The organism is Mesorhizobium sp. M1329 (assembly GCF_040318035.1).
In the GTDB taxonomy this organism is placed as follows: Bacteria; Pseudomonadota; Alphaproteobacteria; order Rhizobiales; family Rhizobiaceae; genus Mesorhizobium.
On the sequence record NZ_JAMYLN010000023.1, the window covers coordinates 18137 to 38770 of the forward strand.

Annotated in this window: 20 protein-coding genes; 18 read left to right on the forward strand and 2 right to left on the reverse strand. The window is 61.9% G+C overall.

Features of this window, described 5'->3' with window-relative positions:
- Nucleotides 1-21: 21 nt before the first annotated feature.
- From pdhA to NKH21_RS21860, 10 genes are all read left to right on the forward strand, one after another.
- Nucleotides 22-1062, forward strand: a complete 1041-nt coding sequence (gene pdhA / locus NKH21_RS21815; protein WP_352491368.1) for a pyruvate dehydrogenase (acetyl-transferring) E1 component subunit alpha — start codon at nt 22-24, stop codon at nt 1060-1062.
- A 15-nt stretch (nt 1063-1077) separates the two neighbouring features.
- The gene (locus NKH21_RS21820; protein WP_352666833.1) at nt 1078-2484 is read left to right on the forward strand and encodes a pyruvate dehydrogenase complex E1 component subunit beta; all 1407 of its coding nucleotides are present in this window, start codon (nt 1078-1080) and stop codon (nt 2482-2484) included.
- A 4-nt stretch (nt 2485-2488) separates the two neighbouring features.
- Nucleotides 2489-2782: a DUF5076 domain-containing protein gene (locus NKH21_RS21825; protein WP_036262673.1), complete on the forward strand. Its 294-nt coding sequence runs from the start codon at nt 2489-2491 to the stop codon at nt 2780-2782.
- A gap of 9 nt (nt 2783-2791) precedes the next feature.
- Nucleotides 2792-4168: a pyruvate dehydrogenase complex dihydrolipoamide acetyltransferase gene (locus NKH21_RS21830; RefSeq protein WP_352666830.1), complete on the forward strand. Its 1377-nt coding sequence runs from the start codon at nt 2792-2794 to the stop codon at nt 4166-4168.
- A 17-nt stretch (nt 4169-4185) separates the two neighbouring features.
- The gene (locus NKH21_RS21835; RefSeq protein WP_352666827.1) at nt 4186-4605 is read left to right on the forward strand and encodes a hypothetical protein; all 420 of its coding nucleotides are present in this window, start codon (nt 4186-4188) and stop codon (nt 4603-4605) included.
- Nucleotides 4602-5240: an SGNH/GDSL hydrolase family protein gene (locus NKH21_RS21840; protein WP_352666824.1), complete on the forward strand. Its 639-nt coding sequence runs from the start codon at nt 4602-4604 to the stop codon at nt 5238-5240. Before NKH21_RS21835 ends, NKH21_RS21840 begins: the two co-directional genes overlap by 4 nt.
- Nucleotides 5241-5251: 11 nt before the next feature.
- Nucleotides 5252-6697 carry a dihydrolipoyl dehydrogenase gene (lpdA, locus tag NKH21_RS21845; protein WP_352666821.1) on the forward strand — a complete coding sequence of 482 codons (1446 nt, stop codon included), beginning with the start codon at nt 5252-5254 and terminating at the stop codon, nt 6695-6697.
- 98 nt (nt 6698-6795) lie between these two features.
- Nucleotides 6796-7053 (forward strand): GlsB/YeaQ/YmgE family stress response membrane protein, encoded by a 258-nt coding sequence (locus NKH21_RS21850; protein ID WP_292655302.1) that lies wholly within the window; start codon nt 6796-6798, stop codon nt 7051-7053.
- 137 nt (nt 7054-7190) lie between these two features.
- Nucleotides 7191-8156: a lipoyl synthase gene (gene lipA, locus NKH21_RS21855; protein ID WP_352666818.1), complete on the forward strand. Its 966-nt coding sequence runs from the start codon at nt 7191-7193 to the stop codon at nt 8154-8156.
- A gap of 12 nt (nt 8157-8168) precedes the next feature.
- Nucleotides 8169-8630, forward strand: coding sequence for a type II toxin-antitoxin system RatA family toxin (locus tag NKH21_RS21860; protein ID WP_352666816.1), 462 nt, complete (start codon nt 8169-8171; stop codon nt 8628-8630).
- On the opposite strand, the gene NKH21_RS21865 is transcribed toward NKH21_RS21860, so the two are convergent.
- Together NKH21_RS21865 and NKH21_RS21870 are read right to left on the reverse strand one after the other, a co-directional pair.
- Nucleotides 8606-9115 (reverse strand): CinA family protein, encoded by a 510-nt coding sequence (locus NKH21_RS21865; protein WP_352666813.1) that lies wholly within the window; start codon nt 9113-9115, stop codon nt 8606-8608. The two genes, NKH21_RS21860 and NKH21_RS21865, sit on opposite strands and share 25 nt — an antisense overlap.
- The gene (locus NKH21_RS21870; RefSeq protein WP_352666811.1) at nt 9112-10332 is read right to left on the reverse strand and encodes a bifunctional 2-C-methyl-D-erythritol 4-phosphate cytidylyltransferase/2-C-methyl-D-erythritol 2,4-cyclodiphosphate synthase; all 1221 of its coding nucleotides are present in this window, start codon (nt 10330-10332) and stop codon (nt 9112-9114) included. The genes NKH21_RS21865 and NKH21_RS21870 overlap by 4 nt, the downstream gene beginning before the upstream one ends.
- Nucleotides 10333-10513: 181 nt before the next feature.
- Here NKH21_RS21870 and dusB point away from each other — a divergent pair, with 181 nt between their 5' ends.
- The 8 genes from dusB (at nt 10514) to hflX (ending at nt 20634) form a co-directional block, all read left to right on the forward strand.
- Nucleotides 10514-11539, forward strand: a complete 1026-nt coding sequence (dusB, locus tag NKH21_RS21875) for a tRNA dihydrouridine synthase DusB (RefSeq protein ID WP_352666808.1) — start codon at nt 10514-10516, stop codon at nt 11537-11539.
- The gene (locus NKH21_RS21880) at nt 11536-12678 is read left to right on the forward strand and encodes a two-component system sensor histidine kinase NtrB (RefSeq protein ID WP_023675075.1); all 1143 of its coding nucleotides are present in this window, start codon (nt 11536-11538) and stop codon (nt 12676-12678) included. Before dusB ends, NKH21_RS21880 begins: the two co-directional genes overlap by 4 nt.
- Nucleotides 12675-14135, forward strand: a complete 1461-nt coding sequence (ntrC, locus tag NKH21_RS21885) for a nitrogen regulation protein NR(I) (protein WP_352466165.1) — start codon at nt 12675-12677, stop codon at nt 14133-14135. Before NKH21_RS21880 ends, ntrC begins: the two co-directional genes overlap by 4 nt.
- A gap of 127 nt (nt 14136-14262) precedes the next feature.
- Complete coding sequence (locus tag NKH21_RS21890) at nt 14263-16548, forward strand: sensor histidine kinase NtrY-like (protein WP_352666802.1); 2286 nt, start codon at nt 14263-14265, stop codon at nt 16546-16548.
- Nucleotides 16538-17899 carry a nitrogen assimilation response regulator NtrX gene (gene ntrX, locus NKH21_RS21895; protein WP_352491356.1) on the forward strand — a complete coding sequence of 454 codons (1362 nt, stop codon included), beginning with the start codon at nt 16538-16540 and terminating at the stop codon, nt 17897-17899. The genes NKH21_RS21890 and ntrX overlap by 11 nt, the downstream gene beginning before the upstream one ends.
- 88 nt (nt 17900-17987) lie before the next feature.
- A complete protein-coding gene (locus NKH21_RS21900; RefSeq protein WP_352666800.1) occupies nt 17988-18851 on the forward strand; it encodes a D-amino-acid transaminase in 864 nt (287 codons plus the stop codon).
- 145 nt (nt 18852-18996) lie between these two features.
- Entirely contained in the window at nt 18997-19242 is a 246-nt protein-coding gene (gene hfq / locus NKH21_RS21905; protein WP_006202172.1) for an RNA chaperone Hfq, read from the forward strand.
- Complete coding sequence (gene hflX, locus NKH21_RS21910) at nt 19243-20634, forward strand: GTPase HflX (protein ID WP_352867508.1); 1392 nt, start codon at nt 19243-19245, stop codon at nt 20632-20634. It begins immediately after the preceding gene.

Sequence of the window (20634 nt, forward strand, 5' to 3'; positions counted from 1 at the left end):
GACGCCAACAGGGAGTGATGCATGGCCACCGCCACCAGAAGAGCGCCTGCCAAATCCAAATCCGACGGCAAAACGCCGGGCCTTTCCACCCCAAAGCCTGTTGAGTTCACCAAGGACCAGGAGCTTGCCGCCTACCGGCACATGCTGCTCATCCGCCGCTTCGAGGAAAAGGCCGGCCAGCTTTACGGCATGGGCTTCATCGGCGGTTTCTGCCACCTCTACATCGGCCAGGAAGCGGTCGTTACCGGCATGAAGATGGCGCTGATCGATGGCGACCAGATGATCACCGCCTATCGCGACCATGGTCATATGCTGGCCATGGAGTTGTCGCCGCGCGGCGTCATGGCCGAACTGACCGGGCGCCGTAGCGGCCTGTCCAGGGGCAAGGGCGGCTCGATGCACATGTTCTCCAAGGAGAAGCATTTTTACGGCGGCCACGGCATCGTCGGCGCGCAAGTGTCGCTCGGCACCGGCATTGCCTTCGCCAACCGTTATCGCGGCAACAACAATGTGACGCTGACCTATTTCGGCGATGGCGCCGCGAACCAGGGCCAGGTCTACGAAAGCTTCAACATGGCCTCGCTGTGGAAGCTTCCGGTGATCTACATCATCGAGAACAACCGCTACGCCATGGGCACCTCGGTCTCGCGCTCTTCGGCCGAGACGGATTTCTCGCACCGCGGCGCCTCCTTCAAGATTCCAGGCATCCAGGTCGACGGCATGGATGTGCGCGCCGTGAAGGCCGCCGGCGACCTCGCCGCCGAATGGTGCCGCGCCGGCAATGGGCCGCTCATTCTCGAAATGCAGACCTATCGTTACCGCGGCCATTCGATGTCGGATCCGGCAAAATACCGCTCCAAGGAAGAAGTGCAGAAAATGCGCTCCGAACGTGACCCGATCGAACAGGTCAAAGCGCGGCTGCTCGATAAGAAATGGGCAAGTGAGGACGAACTCAAGGCCATCGACAAGGAAGTCCGCGACGTTGTCGCCGACGCCGCAGAATTTGCCCAGAACGACGCGGAGCCGGATCCGTCCGAGCTCTGGACCGACATCGTACTTTAACGAGAGGGCAAGGACATGCCGATCGAAATTCTCATGCCCGCCCTCTCGCCGACCATGGAAGAGGGTAATGTTTCCAAATGGTTGAAGAAAGAAGGTGATAAGGTCGTAGCCGGTGACGCCATTGCCGAGATCGAGACCGACAAGGCAACGATGGAAGTCGAAGCCGTGGACGACGGCACGCTTGCCAAGATCGTGGTTCCTGCCGGCACCGAGGGTGTCAAGGTCAACACGCTGATCGCTGTGCTGGCCGTCGATGGCGAAGACATCGACGAGGCAGGCGAAGGCATCGGCGAGGAGGCTATCAAGTCGCAAGCGGAAGCGCCCGCTGCCGCTCCGCCCCCCGCTGCTGCTCCGGCCAAGAACGAAGCGGCAGCGCCTGTTGCCGCCGCGCCCAAGCTGGAAATTGCCGCCGATCCGGACATCCCGGCCGGCACCGAAATGGTCTCGACCACAGTGCGTGAAGCCTTGCGCGATGCAATGGCGGAGGAAATGCGCCGCGATGGCGATGTCTTTGTCATGGGCGAGGAAGTCGCCGAGTACCAGGGCGCCTACAAGATCACGCAAGGCCTGTTGCAAGAATTCGGTCCGCGGCGCGTGGTCGATACGCCGATCACAGAGCACGGCTTTGCCGGCGTTGGTGTTGGCGCGGCGATGGCCGGCCTGAGGCCGATCGTCGAATTCATGACCTTCAACTTCGCCATGCAGGCGATCGACCAGATCATCAATTCAGCCGCCAAGACGCTCTATATGTCCGGCGGCCAGATGGGCGCCCCGATCGTCTTTCGCGGCCCGAACGGCGCGGCTGCCCGCGTCGCCGCGCAGCATTCGCAATGCTATGCCGCCTGGTACAGCCATATTCCCGGCCTGAAGGTGGTGATGCCTTATACCGCCGCCGACGCCAAGGGTCTGCTCAAGGCGGCGATCCGCGACCCGAACCCGGTCATCTTCCTCGAAAACGAAATCCTTTACGGCCATTCCTTCGACGTGCCAAAGATGGACGATTTCGTGTTGCCGATCGGCAAGGCGCGCATTCACAAATCCGGCAAGGACGTGACCATCGTATCGTTCGGCATCGGCATGACCTACGCGATCAAGGCCGAGGCGGAGTTGCGCGGCATGGGCATCGATGCCGAGGTCATCGACTTGCGCACCATCCGCCCGCTCGACTTCGACACCATTATCGCCTCGGTCAAGAAGACCAATCGCCTGGTGGTGGTCGAGGAAGGCTTTCCGCAGAACTCGGTCGGCGACCATATCGCCAACCAGGTTTCGCAGCGCGCCTTCGATTTCCTCGACGCACCGGTCATCACCATAGCCGGCAAGGACGTGCCGATGCCCTATGCCGCGAATCTCGAAAAGCTGGCACTGCCCAATTTCGGCGAGGTCGTCGAGGCGGTCAAAGCCGTGACGTACCGGGGGTAACGAGATGTCGCGCGAACTAGAAGTTCCCGCGGTGGTCGTCGAGAATAGCGAATTCGATGAAATACTCCGCGTCTGGATTGGTTCGGACGCGGTCGTCACGATGCAAGACCTCTTTGGGCCAAACGCTCACAACTGGGGCATGGTGCTCGCTGATGTCGGCATGCACATAGCCAGGATGAGACTGGAACAAGATGGCATCCCTGAAATCGAGACGCTTCAGGCATTGGAAGAAGGCTACCGAGGTAGAATGTCGGAGCAGTTCAATATCCAGCACCGTTCGCTAACCGGGCGGAACTGAGGAGGAAAAATGCCGATCAACATCACCATGCCGGCGCTTTCGCCCACGATGGAAGAAGGCAACCTTTCCAAGTGGCTGGTCAAGGAAGGCGACAAGGTCTCGCCGGGAGACGTGATTGCCGAGATAGAGACCGACAAGGCAACGATGGAAGTCGAAGCCGTCGACGAAGGCACGGTCGCCAAGCTGGTGGTTCCGGCGGGCACTGAAGGCGTCAAGGTCAATGCGCTGATCGCGGTGTTGGCGGCCGAGGGCGAGGATGCTGCTTCTGCCGCGAAAAGCGGTGACGCCGCTACGCCGGCAAAGGCTGAGGTTCCGAAAGCGGACGTCTCCAAAGCTGAAACACCAAAGCCCGAAGCGCCGAAGCAGGAGCCTGCCGCACCTGCAGCCAAGGCGGAAGCGCCGCCTACCGCCAACGGCCATGCAAGCGGTGAGCGCATCTTCGCCTCGCCGCTGGCCCGGCGCATTGCCAGGGAAGCCGGCGTCGATGTCGCGGTGCTGACAGGCTCCGGCCCGCATGGTCGCGTGGTCAAGGCCGATGTCGATGCCGCAATTTCCAGTGGCGGCGCCAAGGCGGCACCAGCGGCAAAAGCGGCGCCCGCCGGCGCTCCGGCACCTGCGGCCGCAGCACCCAAAGCGATGTCGGACGAGCAGGTGCTCAAACTGTTTGCCGAAGGCTCCTACGAGCTGATCCCGCACGACAATATGCGCAAGACCATTGCGAGGCGGCTGGTCGAAGCCAAGACCACCATCCCGCATTTCTATCTGACGCTCGACTGCGAGCTCGACGCACTTCTAGCCCTGCGCACGCAGATCAATGCGGCCGCGCCGGTGAAGAAGACCGAGAAGGGCGAAACGCCGGCCTACAAGCTGTCGGTCAACGACATGGTCATCAAGGCTCTTGCCATGGCGCTGATGGCGGTTCCGGATGCCAATGCGTCGTGGACAGAAAACGCCATGATCAAGCACAAGCACGCCGATGTCGGCGTTGCCGTATCGATCCCCGGCGGCCTGATCACCCCGATCATCCGGCGTGCTGACGAAAAGACGATGTCAGTCATCTCCAACGAGATGAAGGATCTTGCCGGCCGCGCCCGCAGCCGCAAGCTGAAGCCGGAAGAATATCAGGGCGGCACCACGGCGGTGTCCAATCTCGGCATGTTCGGCATCAAGGATTTTTCTGCCGTCATCAACCCTCCGCATGCGACGATCCTGGCGGTCGGCGCCGGCGAGCAACGCGCAGTGGTGAAGAACGGCGAGATCAAGATCGCGACAATCATGTCGGTGACGCTGTCGACCGATCACCGCGCAGTCGACGGTGCGCTAGGCGCCGAGCTGCTCGTCGCCTTCAAGCGTATGATCGAAAATCCGATGGGCATGCTGGTCTAAGAGAGGGGAACAGGGCGGTGCGGAAATTCTTCACCAGCCTTTTTGCCTTCTTTCTTTCCGGTTTGGCCGGCGGATTGGTTGTGCAGTGGCTCGCCGTCGCAACCAATGCCGACGTGGAGTACATCCTTGTATTCATGATCTCGGCTCTCGTCACCATCTTCGCGACGCTCGCATTCTTCATCGCACAATTCATGTCGGACCCACGACGGGCAACAAAACTGACCGCGATCATAGGGTTAGCATTTTTTGTGCTCATTGGAGTTGCCCTGATCGGCTGGACTTTCTCCCAGCTGCCGAGCAAGCGCCAGTGGTCGAGCGATCTTCCTATCGTCGCCGGTCTCGTCCTGCCAGGCATCGCTACGGTGCTGGTCCAGTGGCTTTTCGTGCGCTGGCGATTGGGGCGCACGCAACCAAGTTTCGGCGGGGCAGGCACATGAAGACGGTCCTCTGCTATGGCGATTCGCTGACCTGGGGCTATGACGCGGCAGGCCTTGGCCGTCATCCGCCGGCGGATCGCTGGCCGAGCGTGCTGCAGGCAGCATTGGGCGGCGGCGTCGAGGTCATCGCCGAAGGCCTGAATGGCCGAACCACCGCCTTCGACGATCACTTGGCCGGGGCGGACCGCAATGGCGCAAGGCTGTTGCCAACAATCCTGACGACGCACGCACCGATCGACTTGATCATCATCATGCTCGGCGCCAACGATATGAAGCCGTGGATTCATGGTAATCCGGTCGCGGCCAAGCAAGGCATGCAACGGCTGATCGATATCGTGCGCGGTCACGATTACCCGTTCGATTGGCCGGCGCCTCAGATCCTGATCGTCGCGCCGCCCGTAGTCAGCCGCACGGAAAACGCTGAGTTCAAGGAAATGTTCGCCGGCGGCGATGACGCGTCAAAGCGGCTGGCGCCGCAATATTCCGCTCTTGCCGACGAGGCCGGCTGCGGCTTCTTCGATGCCGGCGGGGTGGCCAAAACCACGCCGCTCGACGGCGTCCACCTCGACGCAGGAAACACGCGGAACGTCGGGCAAGCGCTGGCGCCGCTCGTGCGCGTCATGTTGGAATTGTGAAGGAGAAAGCCGTGGTTGAGAACTACGACGTCATCATCATCGGCTCCGGCCCCGGCGGTTATGTCACTGCAGTGCGTTCGGCCCAGCTTGGCTTCAAGACGGCGATCGTCGAGCGCGAGCACCTTGGCGGCATCTGCCTCAACTGGGGCTGCATTCCGACCAAGGCGCTGCTGCGCTCGGCCGAGATTATGCACTATTCGGATCATCTGAAGGACTACGGCCTGAAGATCGATGGCAAGGTCAGCGTCGACACAGCCGCCGTCGTCGATCGCTCGCGAAAGGTCTCGCTGCGGCTCAACGGCGGCGTCGGCTTCCTGATGAAGAAGAACAAGGTCGACGTCATCTGGGGCGAAGCCAAGCTGACCAAACCTGGCGAGATCGTCGTGTCGAAATCGTCGAAGAAGCCGATGGAGCCGCAGCCGCCGGCGCCCAAGGGCGTCAAGGGCGAGGGCACCTATAGCGCCAAGCACATCATCCTGGCGACCGGCGCCAGGCCGCGCGCGCTGCCCGGCATCGAGCCTGACGGCAAGTTGATCTGGACCTATTTCGAGGCAATGGTGCCGAAAGAGATGCCGAAATCGCTGCTGGTGATGGGCTCAGGCGCCATCGGCATCGAGTTCGCCTCTTTCTACCGCACCATGGGCGCGGAGGTGACGGTGGTCGAACTGCTGCCGGCCGTGATGCCGGCCGAGGACGCCGAAGTCTCGAAATTCGCGCAAAAGCAGTTCGAAAAGCAGGGCATGAAGATCATGCTCGAAGCCAAGGTGACCAAGGTCGAGAAGGGCACTAACTCGGTCACCGCGCATGTCGAGATGAAGGACGGCAAGGTCGAGAAGATCACGGCCGACCGCATGATCTCGGCCGTCGGCGTGCAAGGCAATATCGAGAATCTCGGGCTCGAGGCGCTCGGCGTGAAGACGGAACGCGGTTGCGTCGTCGTCGACGGCTACGGCAAGACCAACGTACCCGGCATCTATGCCATCGGTGACGTCGCCGGACCGCCGATGCTCGCCCACAAGGCCGAGCACGAAGGCGTGGTGTGCGTGGAAAAGATCGCCAATTTCCCCGGCGTGCATGCCACCGACAAGCTGAAGATCCCGGGCTGCACCTATTGCAATCCGCAAGTCGCCTCGGTCGGACTGACGGAAGCCAAAGCGAAAGAAGACGGCAAGGACATCCGTGTCGGCCGCTTCCAGTTCGCCGCAAACGGCAAGGCGATTGCGCTCGGCGAGGACCAAGGCTTCGTCAAGACCATTTTCGACAAGAAGACCGGCCAGTTGCTGGGTGCCCACATGGTCGGCGCAGAGGTAACAGAACTGATCCAGGGCTTCGTCGTGGCGATGAACCTGGAGACCACCGAGGAAGAGCTGATGCACACGATCTTCCCGCACCCGACGCTGTCGGAGATGATGAAGGAGAGTGTACTCGACGCCTATGGTCGCGCACTGAATGCATGATAAATTAATTGGGCGAGTCTCACGCGGAAGACACAAAGGAACTCGACGGCAGAGCAATTCGTTTCGCACGCATCATCCATCATACAAGGAGAGGGCATATGGAAATGAACGGCGTGGGCTGGGTAGCAGCCATCATCATCGGCGGACTGGCGGGGTGGCTCGCCGAGATGGTCATGAAGAGCAATACCGGCATCCTCATGAACATCATTCTCGGCATTGTCGGCGCAATCGTGTTGAACGCCATCTTGCAGGCCCTGAACATCGGCATCTTCGGCGTCGGCTGGATCGCCTATCTGATCACCGGCTTCATCGGCGCCTGCATTCTGATTGCGGTGGGACGACTGGTGCGCCGCTGACCTGTGTCGGCACTTGCTATGCGAAAAAGGCCAGCGCGCCATGCGCGATCACGGCCTTTTTCTTTTCGCCGAAAAGTCCTAGATGACGTGAATAGAGCGAGCGCCGGACAAGCGCTTGCCAATGAGCCGGGTTTCACATGGTCACCGTCCTCGACACGATTGCCAATGCGCCGCGCCTGCGGCATCCCGAAAAGGCGCACAAGCCGGATCAGGACGTACTGCGCAAGCCTGACTGGATCCGCGTCAAGGCGCCGATGTCGAAAGGCTATGCCGAGACGCGCGAAATCGTGAAGTCTCACAAACTGGTGACGGTTTGCGAAGAGGCGGGCTGCCCCAATATCGGCGAGTGCTGGGAGAAGAAGCACGCCACCTTCATGATCATGGGCGAGATCTGCACGCGGGCCTGCGCCTTTTGCAATGTCGCCACCGGCATCCCGACCGCACTCGATCCCGGTGAGCCGGCGCGTGTCGCACACGCCGTCAAGCAAATGGGCCTAAGCCATGTCGTCATCACCTCAGTCGATCGCGACGATCTCGCCGATGGCGGAGCTCAGCACTTTGCCGAGGTCATCCGTGCGATCAGGGCGGCGACGCCTCTGACGACGATCGAAATCCTGACGCCCGACTTCCTGCGCAAGGAAGGCGCGCTGGAGATTGTGGTGGCGGCCAAGCCCGACGTTTTCAACCACAATCTGGAGACCGTGCCGTCGAACTATCTGACGGTTCGGCCGGGCGCGCGCTATTTCCATTCCATCAGGCTCTTGCAGCGGGTCAAGGAGCTTGACCCCTCGATCTTCACCAAGTCCGGCATCATGGTTGGCCTTGGCGAGGAGCGGAACGAAATCCTGCAACTGATGGACGATCTGCGTTCGGCCAATGTCGACTTCGTGACTATCGGCCAATATCTGCAGCCCTCGAAGAAGCATCATCCGGTGATCCGGTTCGTCACGCCTGAGGAATTCAAGTCCTTCGAGACGATCGGCAGGACCAAGGGCTTCCTGCTGGTGGCGTCGAGCCCGCTGACGCGCTCGTCGCACCACGCCGGCGACGATTTCGCCAGGTTGCGGGCGGCGCGCGAGGCGCTTCTCAAAAAGACCGCCTAACGTTCTGGTTTCATGCCACAATTCGAAGCCCATCGCCGCGTTGCGCATACGCCGGAGCAGATGTTTGCTCTGGTCGCCGATGTCGAATCCTATCCGCAATTCCTGCCGCTTTGCGAGGCACTGACGGTTCGCTCACGCAAGGAACGCGACGGACGCACCTTGCTCATCGCCGACATGAGCATCGGCTACAAGGCGATCCGCGAGACTTTCACCACGCAGGTGCTGCTGAAGCCTGACGAGAATGCCATCGACGTCAAATACATCGACGGCCCATTCAAATATCTAAGCAATGTCTGGCGCTTCGACCCGGCGGAGGGCGGCGGTTGCAACGTCTGCTTCTTTATCGACTACGAGTTCAAGAGCCGCATTTTGGGTGCGCTGATGGGAACCATGTTCGACCGCGCCTTCCGCATGTTCTCCGAGGCGTTCGAGAAACGGGCCGAAATCATCTACGACGCGCCATCGGCAGCCTGATCCGCAGCGAGCGCGCGCAGACCCAGCTCAAGGGCATGCCGGACCGTCTCCCGGCGGATGAAATCACGGCCCTTGTCGGCGAACAGCTCGCATTCGCTGACTACCGGCCGCCCAGCCACGGCAACGCCGAACCAGACCAGGCCGACAGGTTTTTCCGCAGAGCCGCCGTCCGGTCCGGCGATGCCGGTCACCGCCAGGGCGAGCCCGGCCGGCGAATGGGCCAAGGCTCCGGCCGCCATCTCCACCACAGTCTCGCGCGAGACCGCGCCATGCGCCTCGAGCGTAGCGGCCGAGACGCCGAGCATCTCGGTCTTGGCCTGGTTGGAATAGGTGATGAAGCCGCGATCGACCACCGCGGAAGAGCCAGCGATGTCGGTCAGCGCGGCGATGATCATGCCGCCGGTGCAGCTCTCGGCCGTCACCAGCATGATGCCGCGCTGCTGGCAGGCCTGAAGCAGGGCATCTGCGAGATCGCTATTGCTCATTCAGGGACATCCCCTGGAAATACAACGCTGGCGGTCGCGATGGCCGCTATGCCTTCCTCACGGCCGACGAAGCCGAGCTTCTCATTGGTTGTCGCCTTGATCGAGATGCGATCGCGCGAAATTCGCAGCATTGCCGAAAGCGCTGCGGTCATGGCCTCGCGATGCGGGCCGACGCGCGGCACCTCGCAGATAAGCGTGATATCGGCGTTGGCGATGCGCCCGCCGCGCGCGCGCACCAGCTTGGCCGCGTGTTCGACGAAGATGCGTGAAGCGGCCCCTTTCCACTGCGGGTCGGAGGGCGGGAAATGCGTACCGATGTCACCTGCGCCGCAGGTGGCGAGCAGGGCGTCGGTTAACGCATGCAGGCCGACATCGGCATCCGAATGGCCGGATAACTTCCTGTCGTGCGGAATGGCGACGCCGCACAGGGTGACATGGTCGCCGGGCTCGAACGCATGGACGTCATAGCCATTGCCGGTTCGGATGTCGGGAAAACGTGAGGCGCTGGAAAGCCGCTGATCCGCCATTGCAATATCCCGTGCCCAGGTCAGTTTGACATTGTCCGGCGAGCCGGGAACGATCTTCACCGGAATATGCGCCCATTCGGCGATTGCCGCATCGTCGGTGAAATCCGCTTTGCCCAGGTGATGAGCCTTTTCGTGCGCAGCCAGGATCGGCCAGAACGGAAAGCCCTGCGGTGTCTGTGCAGCATGAAGCCCGGCCCTGGACACGGTTTCGCCGATCATGCCTTCGGCCGTTTCGCGCTTGAGCGTATCGGCAACGGGCAAGGCAGGCAGTGCTCCCTGGCGCTCGCCAATGGCGGCGATCGTGCGGTCTATCAGTTCCGCGTCGACAAACGGCCGAGCCGCATCATGGATCAGGACCCGGCCCGGCGCATGGCTTCTCAACGCCAGCAGTCCAAGGCGGACGGACTCCTGCCGTGACGTACCGCCGGTCACAGCGAGGACATGGTCGGCGTTCGCGCCGGCGGCGCGGTGGAAAAGCGCGCCGTCATCGGCATGGATAGCAACAACGACAGGTCCAATCTTCGGGTGCGTCAGAAAGGCGTCGAGTGTGCGTGCAATGACGGCGCCGCCGCCAATCTGCTGATACTGCTTCGGCCCATTGGCCTGTCCGGCGCGCGCGCCGCGGCCGGCGGCAACAATGACCACGGCGACCTTGTCGTCCGCAGCTTGCTTTTCGCTCACATCTCTCATGCCGAGACGCTTAGCGCATGATCCCGAAAAGTGGTATCGCTTTCCGAAGACCCAGGATTGATGCGGTCCGGCGATCCTTATTTTTCCCAAATGCGCCTTAATGTCACGACATTGCGCGTTGCACATTGCCGTCGTTCTGGCTAGAGAATGTGCAGCAACCGAAGGTGCTTGGTTTTTGTGCATGCCTGATGTGACCAAATTGGCTTCGCCGCTGGACGTGGGTGGCGTGAGAATCCGCAACCGCGTGTTTCTCGCGCCGATGTCGGGCATTACCGACGAACCGTTCCGGCAGCGCGCCCATGCCCATGGCGCCGGGCTGGTTGTATCGGAAATGGTGGCGAGCGGTGAGCTCGCAAAGGGCAGGGCTGGCTCGGGCCTGCGCATCCGTCATTCCGGGCTGCCTGTCCACATGGTCCAGCTTGCCGGCCGCGAGGCGGCGCACATGGCCGAGGGCGCGCGAATCGCGGCCGGCGAGGGTGCCGACATCATCGACATCAACATGGGCTGTCCGGCCAAGAAGGTGACGGGCGGCTATGCCGGTTCGGCACTGATGCGAGACCTCGACCACGCGCTGTCGCTGATCGAAGCGGTGATCGGCGCGGTCGGCGTGCCGGTCACGGTCAAAATGCGGCTCGGTTGGGACGAAGGTGCGCTCAACGCGCCGATGCTGGCGCGACGCGCCGAGCAGGCCGGGGTGAAGATGGTTACGGTGCACGGCCGCACGCGTTGCCAGTTCTATCAGGGCAAAGCCGACTGGCGTGCCATCGCACGCGTCAAGCAGGCCGTCTCGATCCCGGTGGTTGCCAATGGTGATGTCGGCTCGCCGGCAGAGGCTGCGTCGATCCTCGATCAGTCCGGCGCCGACGCGGTGATGATCGGCCGTGCGCACTATGGCGCGCCGTGGATTGCCGGCAGCATTGTAGCGGCCGCGCTGGCCGAGCCGGTAGCCGGCATGCCGGACAGCCCGCAAGCGCTGACCGACTACGTGATTGCCCATTACGAAGATATGCTGACGCTCTATGGCGTGGAAAGCGGATTGCGCCAGGCGCGCAAGCATCTCGGCTGGTATCTCGACCGCCACGACGCCACAGGCGACGACCGGCGCAAGGCCATACTCACGTCTTTCGAGCCGGAGCATGTCATTGCCCTGCTGCGCGAGATGTTCTCAAGCGCTCCCGAAGCGGCGAACCTGCGGAGTGCGGCATGAACGCTACCGTCACACAGAGCACGGATATGGCGGACGCCGCGCATATTGTGCTCAACACCATTCGTCGGCCGGTGATCATGGTCGATCCACAAGGCTTCATCACCTTCGCCAATGCCGATGCCGAGGATTTTTTCCGCTCGAGCGCCACGATGCTCGCCCGCAACACGCTGCACAAGCTCATTCCTTTCGGCAGTCCGCTGCTGACGCTTGTCGACCAGGTGCGCGAGCGCCGGGCGCCGGTCAACGAATACCGGGTGGACGTGTCGTCGCCACGTCTCGGCATCGAGAAGGTAGTCGACCTCTACGTCGCACCGGTGACTGAATTTCCAGGCTCGGTCGTGGTGATGTTCCAGGAACGCTCAATGGCCGACAAGATCGACCGGCAGATGACGCATCGCGGCGCGGCACGCTCGGTTACCGGCCTTGCCGCGATGCTTGCCCATGAGATCAAGAACCCGCTGTCCGGCATTCGGGGTGCCGCGCAGCTGCTTGAACTGTCGGCGTCCGACGAGGATCGCGCCCTGACCAGGCTGATCACCGACGAGACCGACCGCATTGTCTCGCTGGTCGACCGCATGGAGGTATTTTCGGACGAGCGGCCGATCGACCGTTATCCCGTCAACATCCATGTCGTGCTCGACCATGTCAAGGCAATCGCCAAGAACGGTTTTGCCAAGCGGATCAAGATATTGGAGGACTATGATCCATCATTGCCTCCGGTTTTTGCCAATCGCGACCAGCTCATCCAGGTGTTCCTCAATCTGGTAAAAAATGCCGCCGAGGCGATCGGCAGTGATCCGCAGGGCGAGATCATGCTGTCGACAGCCTTCCGCCCGGGCATTCGCGTTTCCGTACCCGGGACTCAGGACCGCGTGTCGCTGCCATTGGAATTCTGCGTACGCGACAACGGTTCGGGTGTCTCCGAGGATATCCTGCCGATCCTGTTCGATCCTTTCATCACCACCAAGCCGAACGGCTCCGGTCTCGGTCTGGCGCTGGTCGCAAAGATCGTCGGCGAGCATGGCGGCATCATTGAATGCGAATCGACCCCGCGCGGCACCACCTTCCGCATCCTGATGCCGGCGTGGAAAGAAACCCAGTTTGGCACCGACGACGACGGTGAAGGAGACCGCAAATGACCGTTCGCGGCAATATTCTCGTCGCCGACGACGATGCGGCCATCCGCACCGTCCTCAACCAGGCGCTTTCGCGCGTTGGCCACGACGTGCGTGTCACCTCCAACGCTTCGACGCTGTGGCGCTGGGTTGCGGCGGGCGAGGGTGATCTGGTTATCACCGACGTTGTCATGCCTGACGAGAACGCCTTCGACATGCTGCCGCGCATCAAGAAGGCGCGACCGGAACTGCCGGTCATCGTCATGAGTGCGCAGAACACGTTCATGACAGCAATCCGGGCCTCCGAAACCGGAGCCTATGAATATCTGCCGAAACCGTTCGACCTGACCGAGCTGCTCAACATCGTCAACCGCGCGCTTTCCGAGCCGCGGCGGCCCAAGATCGATACGCGGGCCGACGAGCCGCCGGAAACGATGCCGCTGGTCGGCCGCTCGGCGGCCATGCAGGACATCTACCGCATGCTGGCGCGCATGATGCAGACCGACCTGACGGTCATGATCAGCGGAGAGTCGGGTACCGGAAAGGAACTGGTGGCGCGCGCGCTGCATGAGTACGGCCGCCGCCGGGGCGGTCCCTTCGTCGCCATCAACATGGCAGCGATCCCGCGCGACCTGATCGAATCGGAGTTGTTCGGGCACGAGAAGGGCGCCTTTACCGGCGCGCAGAACCGCTCGACCGGCCGTTTCGAGCAAGCCGAAGGCGGCACGCTCTTCCTCGACGAGATCGGCGACATGCCGATGGAAGCGCAGACGCGGCTGCTGCGTGTGTTGCAGCAGGGCGAATACACTACGGTCGGCGGCCGCACGCCGATCAAGACCGACGTGCGCATCGTCGCTGCCACCAACAAGGACCTACGCACGCTGATCAATCAGGGGCTTTTCCGGGAGGATCTGTTCTACCGCTTGAACGTTGTGCCGCTCAGGCTGCCGGCGCTGCGCGAGCGATCGGAGGACATTCCGGACCTCGTCCGGCACTTCTTCAAGCTCGGCGCCAGTGAAGGCCTGCAGACCAAGCGCATCTCGACCGGCGGCATCGAGCTGATGAAGCGCTATCCATGGCCGGGTAACGTGCGCGAACTCGAAAACCTCATCCGCAGGCTGGCTGCGCTGTATTCGCAGGACGAGATTTCCGCCGAGATCATCGAGGCGGAGTTGAAGACCGGCGAAAGGCCTGTCGTTCCAGGTGGTGGCAACCTCATTCCCGATGACCTTTCCATCGGCCAGGCGGTGGAGCATTTCCTGCAACGCTATTTTGCCTCGTTTGCCGGCGATTTGCCACCGGCCGGCCTCTATCAGCGAATCCTCTCCGAGGTCGAATATCCGCTGGTCCTCGCCTCGATGACCGCAACGCGCGGTAACCAGATCAAGGCTGCCGAACTGCTGGGGCTCAACCGCAACACGCTGCGCAAGAAGATTCGCGAACTCGGCGTCAACGTCTACAAGTCCTCCAGGCAGATCTAGCCGAACCCCTTACGAGCGCTTTCCAGGGGATCGATCGCCGAAAGATTTCCGTCTCGGCCACACTTGTTGCATAATCGCCACAATGCGTTGCATACATCCGACGCAATCACTGGCTCTAGACGGCGACATGGCCCTGCACGCACCGACACTGAGCAAACCGCTTTTCAGCAACACCGGCGCGCGAGACGGTCGCCGGCTGCTTGCGCTGCCCGGTGTGATCGCCGTTGCCGGTGCGCTGGTGACGGCGGCGATCTCCTTCGCCATTCTGGTTGGCGCGACGCCGATCACGCCCGACGCAAGGACGACGCTGGCGCTGATTGCGCTTAATGCGGCGTTCGTGCTGTTTCTGATCTTGCTGGTCGGCCGCGAGGTGCATCGTATCCTGATGGCACGACGGCACGGCAAGGCTGCGTCGCGCCTACATGTGCGCATCGTGGCGATGTTTGCGCTGGTCGCCGCCATCCCCGCGATCATGGTTGCGATCATCGCGTCGATCACGCTCGACATCGGCCTCGACCGCTGGTTCGAGATCCGCACCAAGACGATCGTCAATTCGTCGTTGTCGATTGCCGACGCCTATGTGCAGGAAAACGCACGAAATCTTCAGGGCACGACGTTGTCGATGGCTTACGACCTCGACGCTTCGCGCACGCTCTACGGCCTCGATCGCACAGGTTTCCTTGACCTCATGAACAAGGAGGCGGTGGGACGCTCGCTGGCGCACGCAGCACTCATCAAGCCCGATGGTTCCTTCGTCATGAGCGCCAAGACCGACGCGGACTTTGCTATGCCGGAGCCGCCTGAGGGCGCCGTGGCAAGCGCTGCCGACGGCAAGCCGGTGCTGATAGAGCCGCGCACCCGCAATATCATGGGTGCCATCGTCAAGCTGCGCGAGATCGACGGGCTCTATCTCTACACCATCCGCCTCGTCGATCCCGAGGTGATCAAGGCACGGCAGATCGTCAAATCCAACACCGCCGAATATCGCGGTCTCGAAGACAATCGCCGCACCTCGCAAGTGGCTTTCGCGCTTCCCTATCTGTCGCTGACGCTGATCATCATCCTGTCCGCCATCTGGACTGGCATTGCGGTGGCCGACCGCCTGGTGCGGCCGATTCGTCAGCTCATCGGCGCGGCCGATGAGGTCGCTACCGGCAATCTCGACGTAGCCGTGCCTGTCCGCCCCTCCGATGGCGATGTCGCCTCGCTCGGCGACACATTCAACAAGATGCTGATGGAGTTGAAATCGCAGCGCAACGAGATCCTGTCGGCCAAGGATCTGATCGATGAACGGCGGCGCTTTTCGGAGGCGGTGCTTGCCGGCGTCACCGCCGGGGTCATCGGCGTCGATCCATATGGCATCGTCACTATTGTCAACCGTTCGGCCGAAACGATGCTGGCCATATCCGCCACGGCAGCGCTTGGGCAGAACCTTTCCGCCGTGCTGCCGCATGTCGGGCGCGTCTTCGAGATCGGCCGCAAGTCGGGCAAGCCGGTCTATCGCGAACAGGTCACCTTCTATCGTGCGGGCACTGAACGGACCTTCAACGTGCAGATCACCATCGAAGCCGGCGACGACGGTTCGGAGGATAAATCCTACGTCGTGACGGTCGACGACATTACCGATCTGGTCCAGGCACAGCGTTCCTCCGCATGGGCCGACGTGGCGCGGCGCATTGCCCACGAGATCAAGAACCCGCTGACGCCTATCCAGCTTTCGGCCGAGCGCATCAAGCGCCGTTACGGCAAGGTCATCACCGAGGACCGTGAGGTTTTCGATCAATGCACCGACACCATCATCCGGCAAGTGGAGGACATCGGACGCATGGTCGACGAGTTCTCGGCGTTCGCCCGCATGCCGAAACCGGAAATGAAGGCCATCGACCTGCGCGATTCGTTGCGCGAAGCCTCGTTCCTGGTCGAAGTGAGCCGGGCTGACATCACCTTCGAGCGCGTCTTCGGCAGCGAGCCGCTCAAAGGCACGTTCGACAGCCGGCTGATGGCGCAAGCTTTCGGCAACGTCATCAAGAATGCTGCCGAAGCGATCGACGGACTTGATGCAGAGGATCGTCCGCACGGCATAATCCGGATTCAAGCCGGGCGTCAGAATGGCGCGATTCGAATCGACGTCATCGACAACGGCAGGGGCTTGCCGCGCGAGAACCGGCAGCGCTTGCTCGAGCCTTACATGACGACACGCGAGAAAGGCACCGGGCTTGGCCTCGCTATCGTCAAGAAGATCGTGGAGGACCATGGCGGGCGACTCGAATTGCACGATGCACCAGCGGACTTCCACGATGGGCGGGGTGCAATGATCAGCATCATCCTGCCGGTTGCCGCCACCGTTCCGATACGCGGCGAGGGCAAGACGGAACACGAAAAAGAAACTGAAAAGGTCGGTAATGGCTTCTGATATTCTTATCGTCGATGACGAGGAAGACATCCGCGAACTCGTCGCCGGTATCCTGAGCGACGAAGGTCACGAAACACGCACGGCGTTTGATGCCGACAGCGCGCTGGCGGCGGTCGCCGACCGGGCACCCAGACTGATCTTCCTCGACATCTGGCTGCAGGGCTCGCGGCTCGATGGCCTGGCTTTGCTGGACGAGATCAAGACGATGCACCCGAACCTGCCGGTGGTGATGATCTCGGGCCACGGCAATATCGAAACGGCAGTCTCGGCCATCCGCCGCGGCGCCTATGATTTCATCGAAAAGCCATTCAAGGCCGACAGGCTGATCCTCATTGCCGAACGGGCGCTCGAAACCTCCAAATTGAGACGCGAGGTTTCGGACCTCAAGCTGCGCAGCGGCGAGACTTTCGACCTCATCGGCATGTCATCGGCAATGAGCCAATTGCGCCAGACCATCGAGCGCGTCGCGCCGACCAACAGCCGCGTCATGATCATTGGCCCCTCCGGCTCGGGCAAGGAACTGGCGGCGCGCGCCATCCACGCGCTCTCGGCGCGCAAGAGTGCACCGTTTGTAACGCTGAGCGCCGCCAACATCACGCCCGAGCGTATGGAGATCGAGCTGTTCGGCACCGAATCGAACGGCGTCGAACGCAAGGTCGGTGCGCTGGAGGAGGCCCATCGCGGCATTCTCTACATCGATGAAGTGGCCGACATGCCGCGCGAGACGCAGAACAAGATCCTGCGCGTGCTAGTCGAACAGCAGTTCGAGCGGGTAGGGGGCACCAAGCGGGTCAAGGTCGACGTGCGCATCATCTCGTCGACCTCGCAGAACCTGGAAGCCATGATCGCCGACGGCCGTTTCCGCGAGGACCTTTATCACCGCCTGGCCGTGGTTCCGGTCATGGTGCCGGGACTGGCCGAGCGTCGCGAAGACATTCCTTATCTGGTCGACAATTTCATGAAGCAGATCGCTCGCCAGGCCGGCATCAAGCCGCGCCGCATCGGCGACGACGCGCTGGCGGTGCTACAGGCGCACAACTGGCCGGGCAACGTTCGGCAGTTGCGAAACAATGTCGAGCGTCTGATGATCCTGGCGCGCGGCGACAATGTCGATGCGCCGATCACCGCTGACCTCTTGCCTGCCGAGATCGGCGACGTGATGCCGCGCACTCCAAACAAGTCCGATCAGCACATAATGGCGCTGCCGCTGCGTGAAGCACGCGAACAATTCGAAAAGGATTATCTGATCGCCCAGATCAACCGTTTTGGCGGCAACATCTCGAAGACGGCAGAGTTTATCGGCATGGAACGCTCTGCATTGCACCGCAAGCTGAAGTCGCTGGGCGTCTGACGCCAAACCAGTCGTGGCCCACGCAATTATCGGTTACGGCCGTGTTGGAATCACATAAGAAAGCTGGGACTTCTTCCAGGGATTAGCCATGCCGCGCATTGCCTATGTGAACGGGCGCTATGTCGCTCACGCCGAAGCTTCCGTGCATATTGAGGACCGTGGCTATCAATTCGCCGACGGCGTCTACGAGGTCTGCGAGGTGGCACGAGGCTTCATCGTCGACATGCCGCGCCATCTCGCCCGATTGAACCGCTCGCTTACCGAACTCTCGATCGATTGGCCGATCACGCGCGGCGTGCTGCCGCTCGTCGTGCGCGAGGTGGTGCGCCGCAACCATGTCGTCGACGGCCTGGTCTATGTCCAGGTGACGCGCGGTGTCGCCAGCCGCGAGTTTTTCTTCCCGCCGGCGGGCACGAAGCCGTCGCTGGTGGTGACCGCCAAAAAAGCCGATCCTGCAGCCGCCGCGAAGCGGGCCGAGAGCGGGATCCGGGTCATCACGGTGCCGGAGAACCGGTGGGATCGGGTGGATATCAAGTCGGTCGGCCTGTTGCCGAACGTGCTGGCCAAACAGAAAGCCAAGGAAGCCGGCGCTCAGGAGGCCTGGTTCGTCGATGTCGACGGCACCGTCAAGGAAGGTGGATCGTCGAACGCCTGGATCATCACCAGGGACGGCGTGCTGGTGACGCGCCCCGCCGAGCACGGCATCCTGCGCGGCATCACCCGCACGACGCTGTTCGATGTCGCCGCCAAGCTGGGCCTGAAGATCGAGGAGCGCGGCTTTTCGGTTGCCGAGGCCAAGGCCGCACGCGAGGTTTTCATCAGCTCCGCGACCACGATTGCCATGCCGGTGGTAGCGATTGATGGCGCTGCCGTCGCCAACGGCCACCCGGGCTCGATAACAGTTTCATTACGGCAGGCCTTTTTTGACGTTGCGGAAAAAAGTCCAGCCTGATAACCGCACAGATGGAATGAACATCAATATATCTCGTTCTGCTTGTCGTAACTGACGGCAAGATGGTGTTTGCGTGCTTGACATGTGCCGGCTAATTTGGCGCATTGGCCTGCAAACCGAAGGGGATCGGCGAAAGACAAGAACAATGGCGGAACGATCGCAAAATCTTCAGGACCTGTTCCTGAATTCAGTTCGCAAGAGCAAAAACCCACTCACCATCTTTCTCATCAACGGCGTGAAGCTGACCGGCGTGGTCACTTCGTTCGACAATTTCTGCGTTCTGTTGCGTCGCGACGGCCATTCCCAGCTTGTCTACAAGCACGCTATTTCCACGATCATGCCGAGCCAGCCGGTTCAGATGTTCGATGGTGAGGAAAGCCAGGGCGCCTGATTGACACGTGAGAAAGACGCGGACCGCAGCGTTCGCGGAAAACCAGTACATCAGACCGGGACAGAGGCCAACGGTCCGACCCGGGCGGTGGTCATCGTGCCGGTGCTTACCCGGCAGCCGCGTGGCGACGACGATACCAATCGCCCGCGCCTAACCCGTTCTGCCGAGGCCCGTCGCGACGAGGCGGTCGGCCTCGCCAGCGCCATCGACCTTGACCTGGTCCACACGGCGGTGGTGACCGTCAACGATCCACGCCCGGCGACCTTGCTCGGCAGCGGCAAGGTCGCGGAGTTCGCCGAGATCGTCAAAGAGGGCCACGCGGAAGTGGTCATTGTCGATCATCCGCTGACCCCGGTACAGCAGCGCAACCTCGAAAAAGAGTTGAACGCCAAAGTGCTCGACCGCACCGGGCTGATCCTGGAGATTTTCGGCGAGCGCGCCCGCACCAAGGAAGGCACGCTGCAGGTCGACCTTGCCCATCTCAACTACCAGAAGGGCCGCCTTGTGCGGAGCTGGACCCACCTCGAGCGCCAGCGCGGCGGCGCCGGCTTTCTCGGCGGCCCTGGCGAGACCCAGATCGAGTCGGATCGGCGTGTGCTGCAGGACAAGATCACCAAGCTGAAGCACGAGCTCGAAACCGTGCGCCGCACCCGCGACCTACACCGCGCCAAGCGCAAGAAGGTGCCATTTCCGGTGGTGGCGATCGTCGGCTACACTAATGCCGGCAAGTCGACGCTGTTCAACCGGCTGACCGGAGCAGGGGTGCTGGCGGAAGACATGCTGTTTGCCACGCTCGACCCGACGCTGCGCCGCGTGCGCCTGCCGCACGGCACGCCGATCATCCTTTCCGATACGGTCGGCTTCATTTCCGACCTGCCAACGCATCTGGTCGCGGCCTTCAGGGCGACGCTGGAGGAAGTGGTCGAGGCAGACCTCATCATTCATCTGCGCGACATCTCCGATCCCGATACGGCCGCGCAGGCCGAAGATGTCGAGCGCATCCTTGCCGATCTCGGCGTCGATGCCGGCGATAACAAGCGCGTCATCGAAGTATGGAACAAGATCGACCGGCTCGACGAGGGCAACCGGGCGCGGCTGCTTGCCGATGGTGCCGACGGCAAGAAGGCACCGCCGATCGCCATATCGGCGGTAACCGGGGAGGGCATCGATGCGCTGAAGGCGATCATCGAGACGATGATGTCGGGCGAACTGGAGACGTTCACCGTCACGCTCAAGCCCGACCAACTCGCCGTCGTCGACTGGCTTTACCGCAACGGCGACATCGTCTCGCGTGATGACAATGAGGATGGCAGCGTGACCATCGCGCTCAAGGCCACGCACAGCGCTCGGCAAGAGATTGAAAGCCGATTGCGCCGTCAAAACAACGGGTAG

Coding starts and splice junctions, on each gene's coding strand:
- pdhA (WP_352491368.1), top strand. CDS start 22: ATGGCCACCGCCACCAGAAGAGCGCCTGCCAAATCCAAATCCGACGGC.
- NKH21_RS21820 (WP_352666833.1), top strand. CDS start 1,078: ATGCCGATCGAAATTCTCATGCCCGCCCTCTCGCCGACCATGGAAGAG.
- NKH21_RS21825 (WP_036262673.1), top strand. CDS start 2,489: ATGTCGCGCGAACTAGAAGTTCCCGCGGTGGTCGTCGAGAATAGCGAA.
- NKH21_RS21830 (WP_352666830.1), top strand. CDS start 2,792: ATGCCGATCAACATCACCATGCCGGCGCTTTCGCCCACGATGGAAGAA.
- NKH21_RS21840 (WP_352666824.1), top strand. CDS start 4,602: ATGAAGACGGTCCTCTGCTATGGCGATTCGCTGACCTGGGGCTATGAC.
- NKH21_RS21850 (WP_292655302.1), top strand. CDS start 6,796: ATGGAAATGAACGGCGTGGGCTGGGTAGCAGCCATCATCATCGGCGGA.
- lipA (WP_352666818.1), top strand. CDS start 7,191: ATGGTCACCGTCCTCGACACGATTGCCAATGCGCCGCGCCTGCGGCAT.
- NKH21_RS21860 (WP_352666816.1), top strand. CDS start 8,169: ATGCCACAATTCGAAGCCCATCGCCGCGTTGCGCATACGCCGGAGCAG.
- NKH21_RS21865 (WP_352666813.1), bottom strand. CDS start 9,115: ATGAGCAATAGCGATCTCGCAGATGCCCTGCTTCAGGCCTGCCAGCAG.
- NKH21_RS21870 (WP_352666811.1), bottom strand. CDS start 10,332: ATGAGAGATGTGAGCGAAAAGCAAGCTGCGGACGACAAGGTCGCCGTG.
- dusB (WP_352666808.1), top strand. CDS start 10,514: ATGCCTGATGTGACCAAATTGGCTTCGCCGCTGGACGTGGGTGGCGTG.
- NKH21_RS21880 (WP_023675075.1), top strand. CDS start 11,536: ATGAACGCTACCGTCACACAGAGCACGGATATGGCGGACGCCGCGCAT.
- ntrC (WP_352466165.1), top strand. CDS start 12,675: ATGACCGTTCGCGGCAATATTCTCGTCGCCGACGACGATGCGGCCATC.
- NKH21_RS21890 (WP_352666802.1), top strand. CDS start 14,263: ATGGCCCTGCACGCACCGACACTGAGCAAACCGCTTTTCAGCAACACC.
- ntrX (WP_352491356.1), top strand. CDS start 16,538: ATGGCTTCTGATATTCTTATCGTCGATGACGAGGAAGACATCCGCGAA.
- NKH21_RS21900 (WP_352666800.1), top strand. CDS start 17,988: ATGCCGCGCATTGCCTATGTGAACGGGCGCTATGTCGCTCACGCCGAA.
- hfq (WP_006202172.1), top strand. CDS start 18,997: ATGGCGGAACGATCGCAAAATCTTCAGGACCTGTTCCTGAATTCAGTT.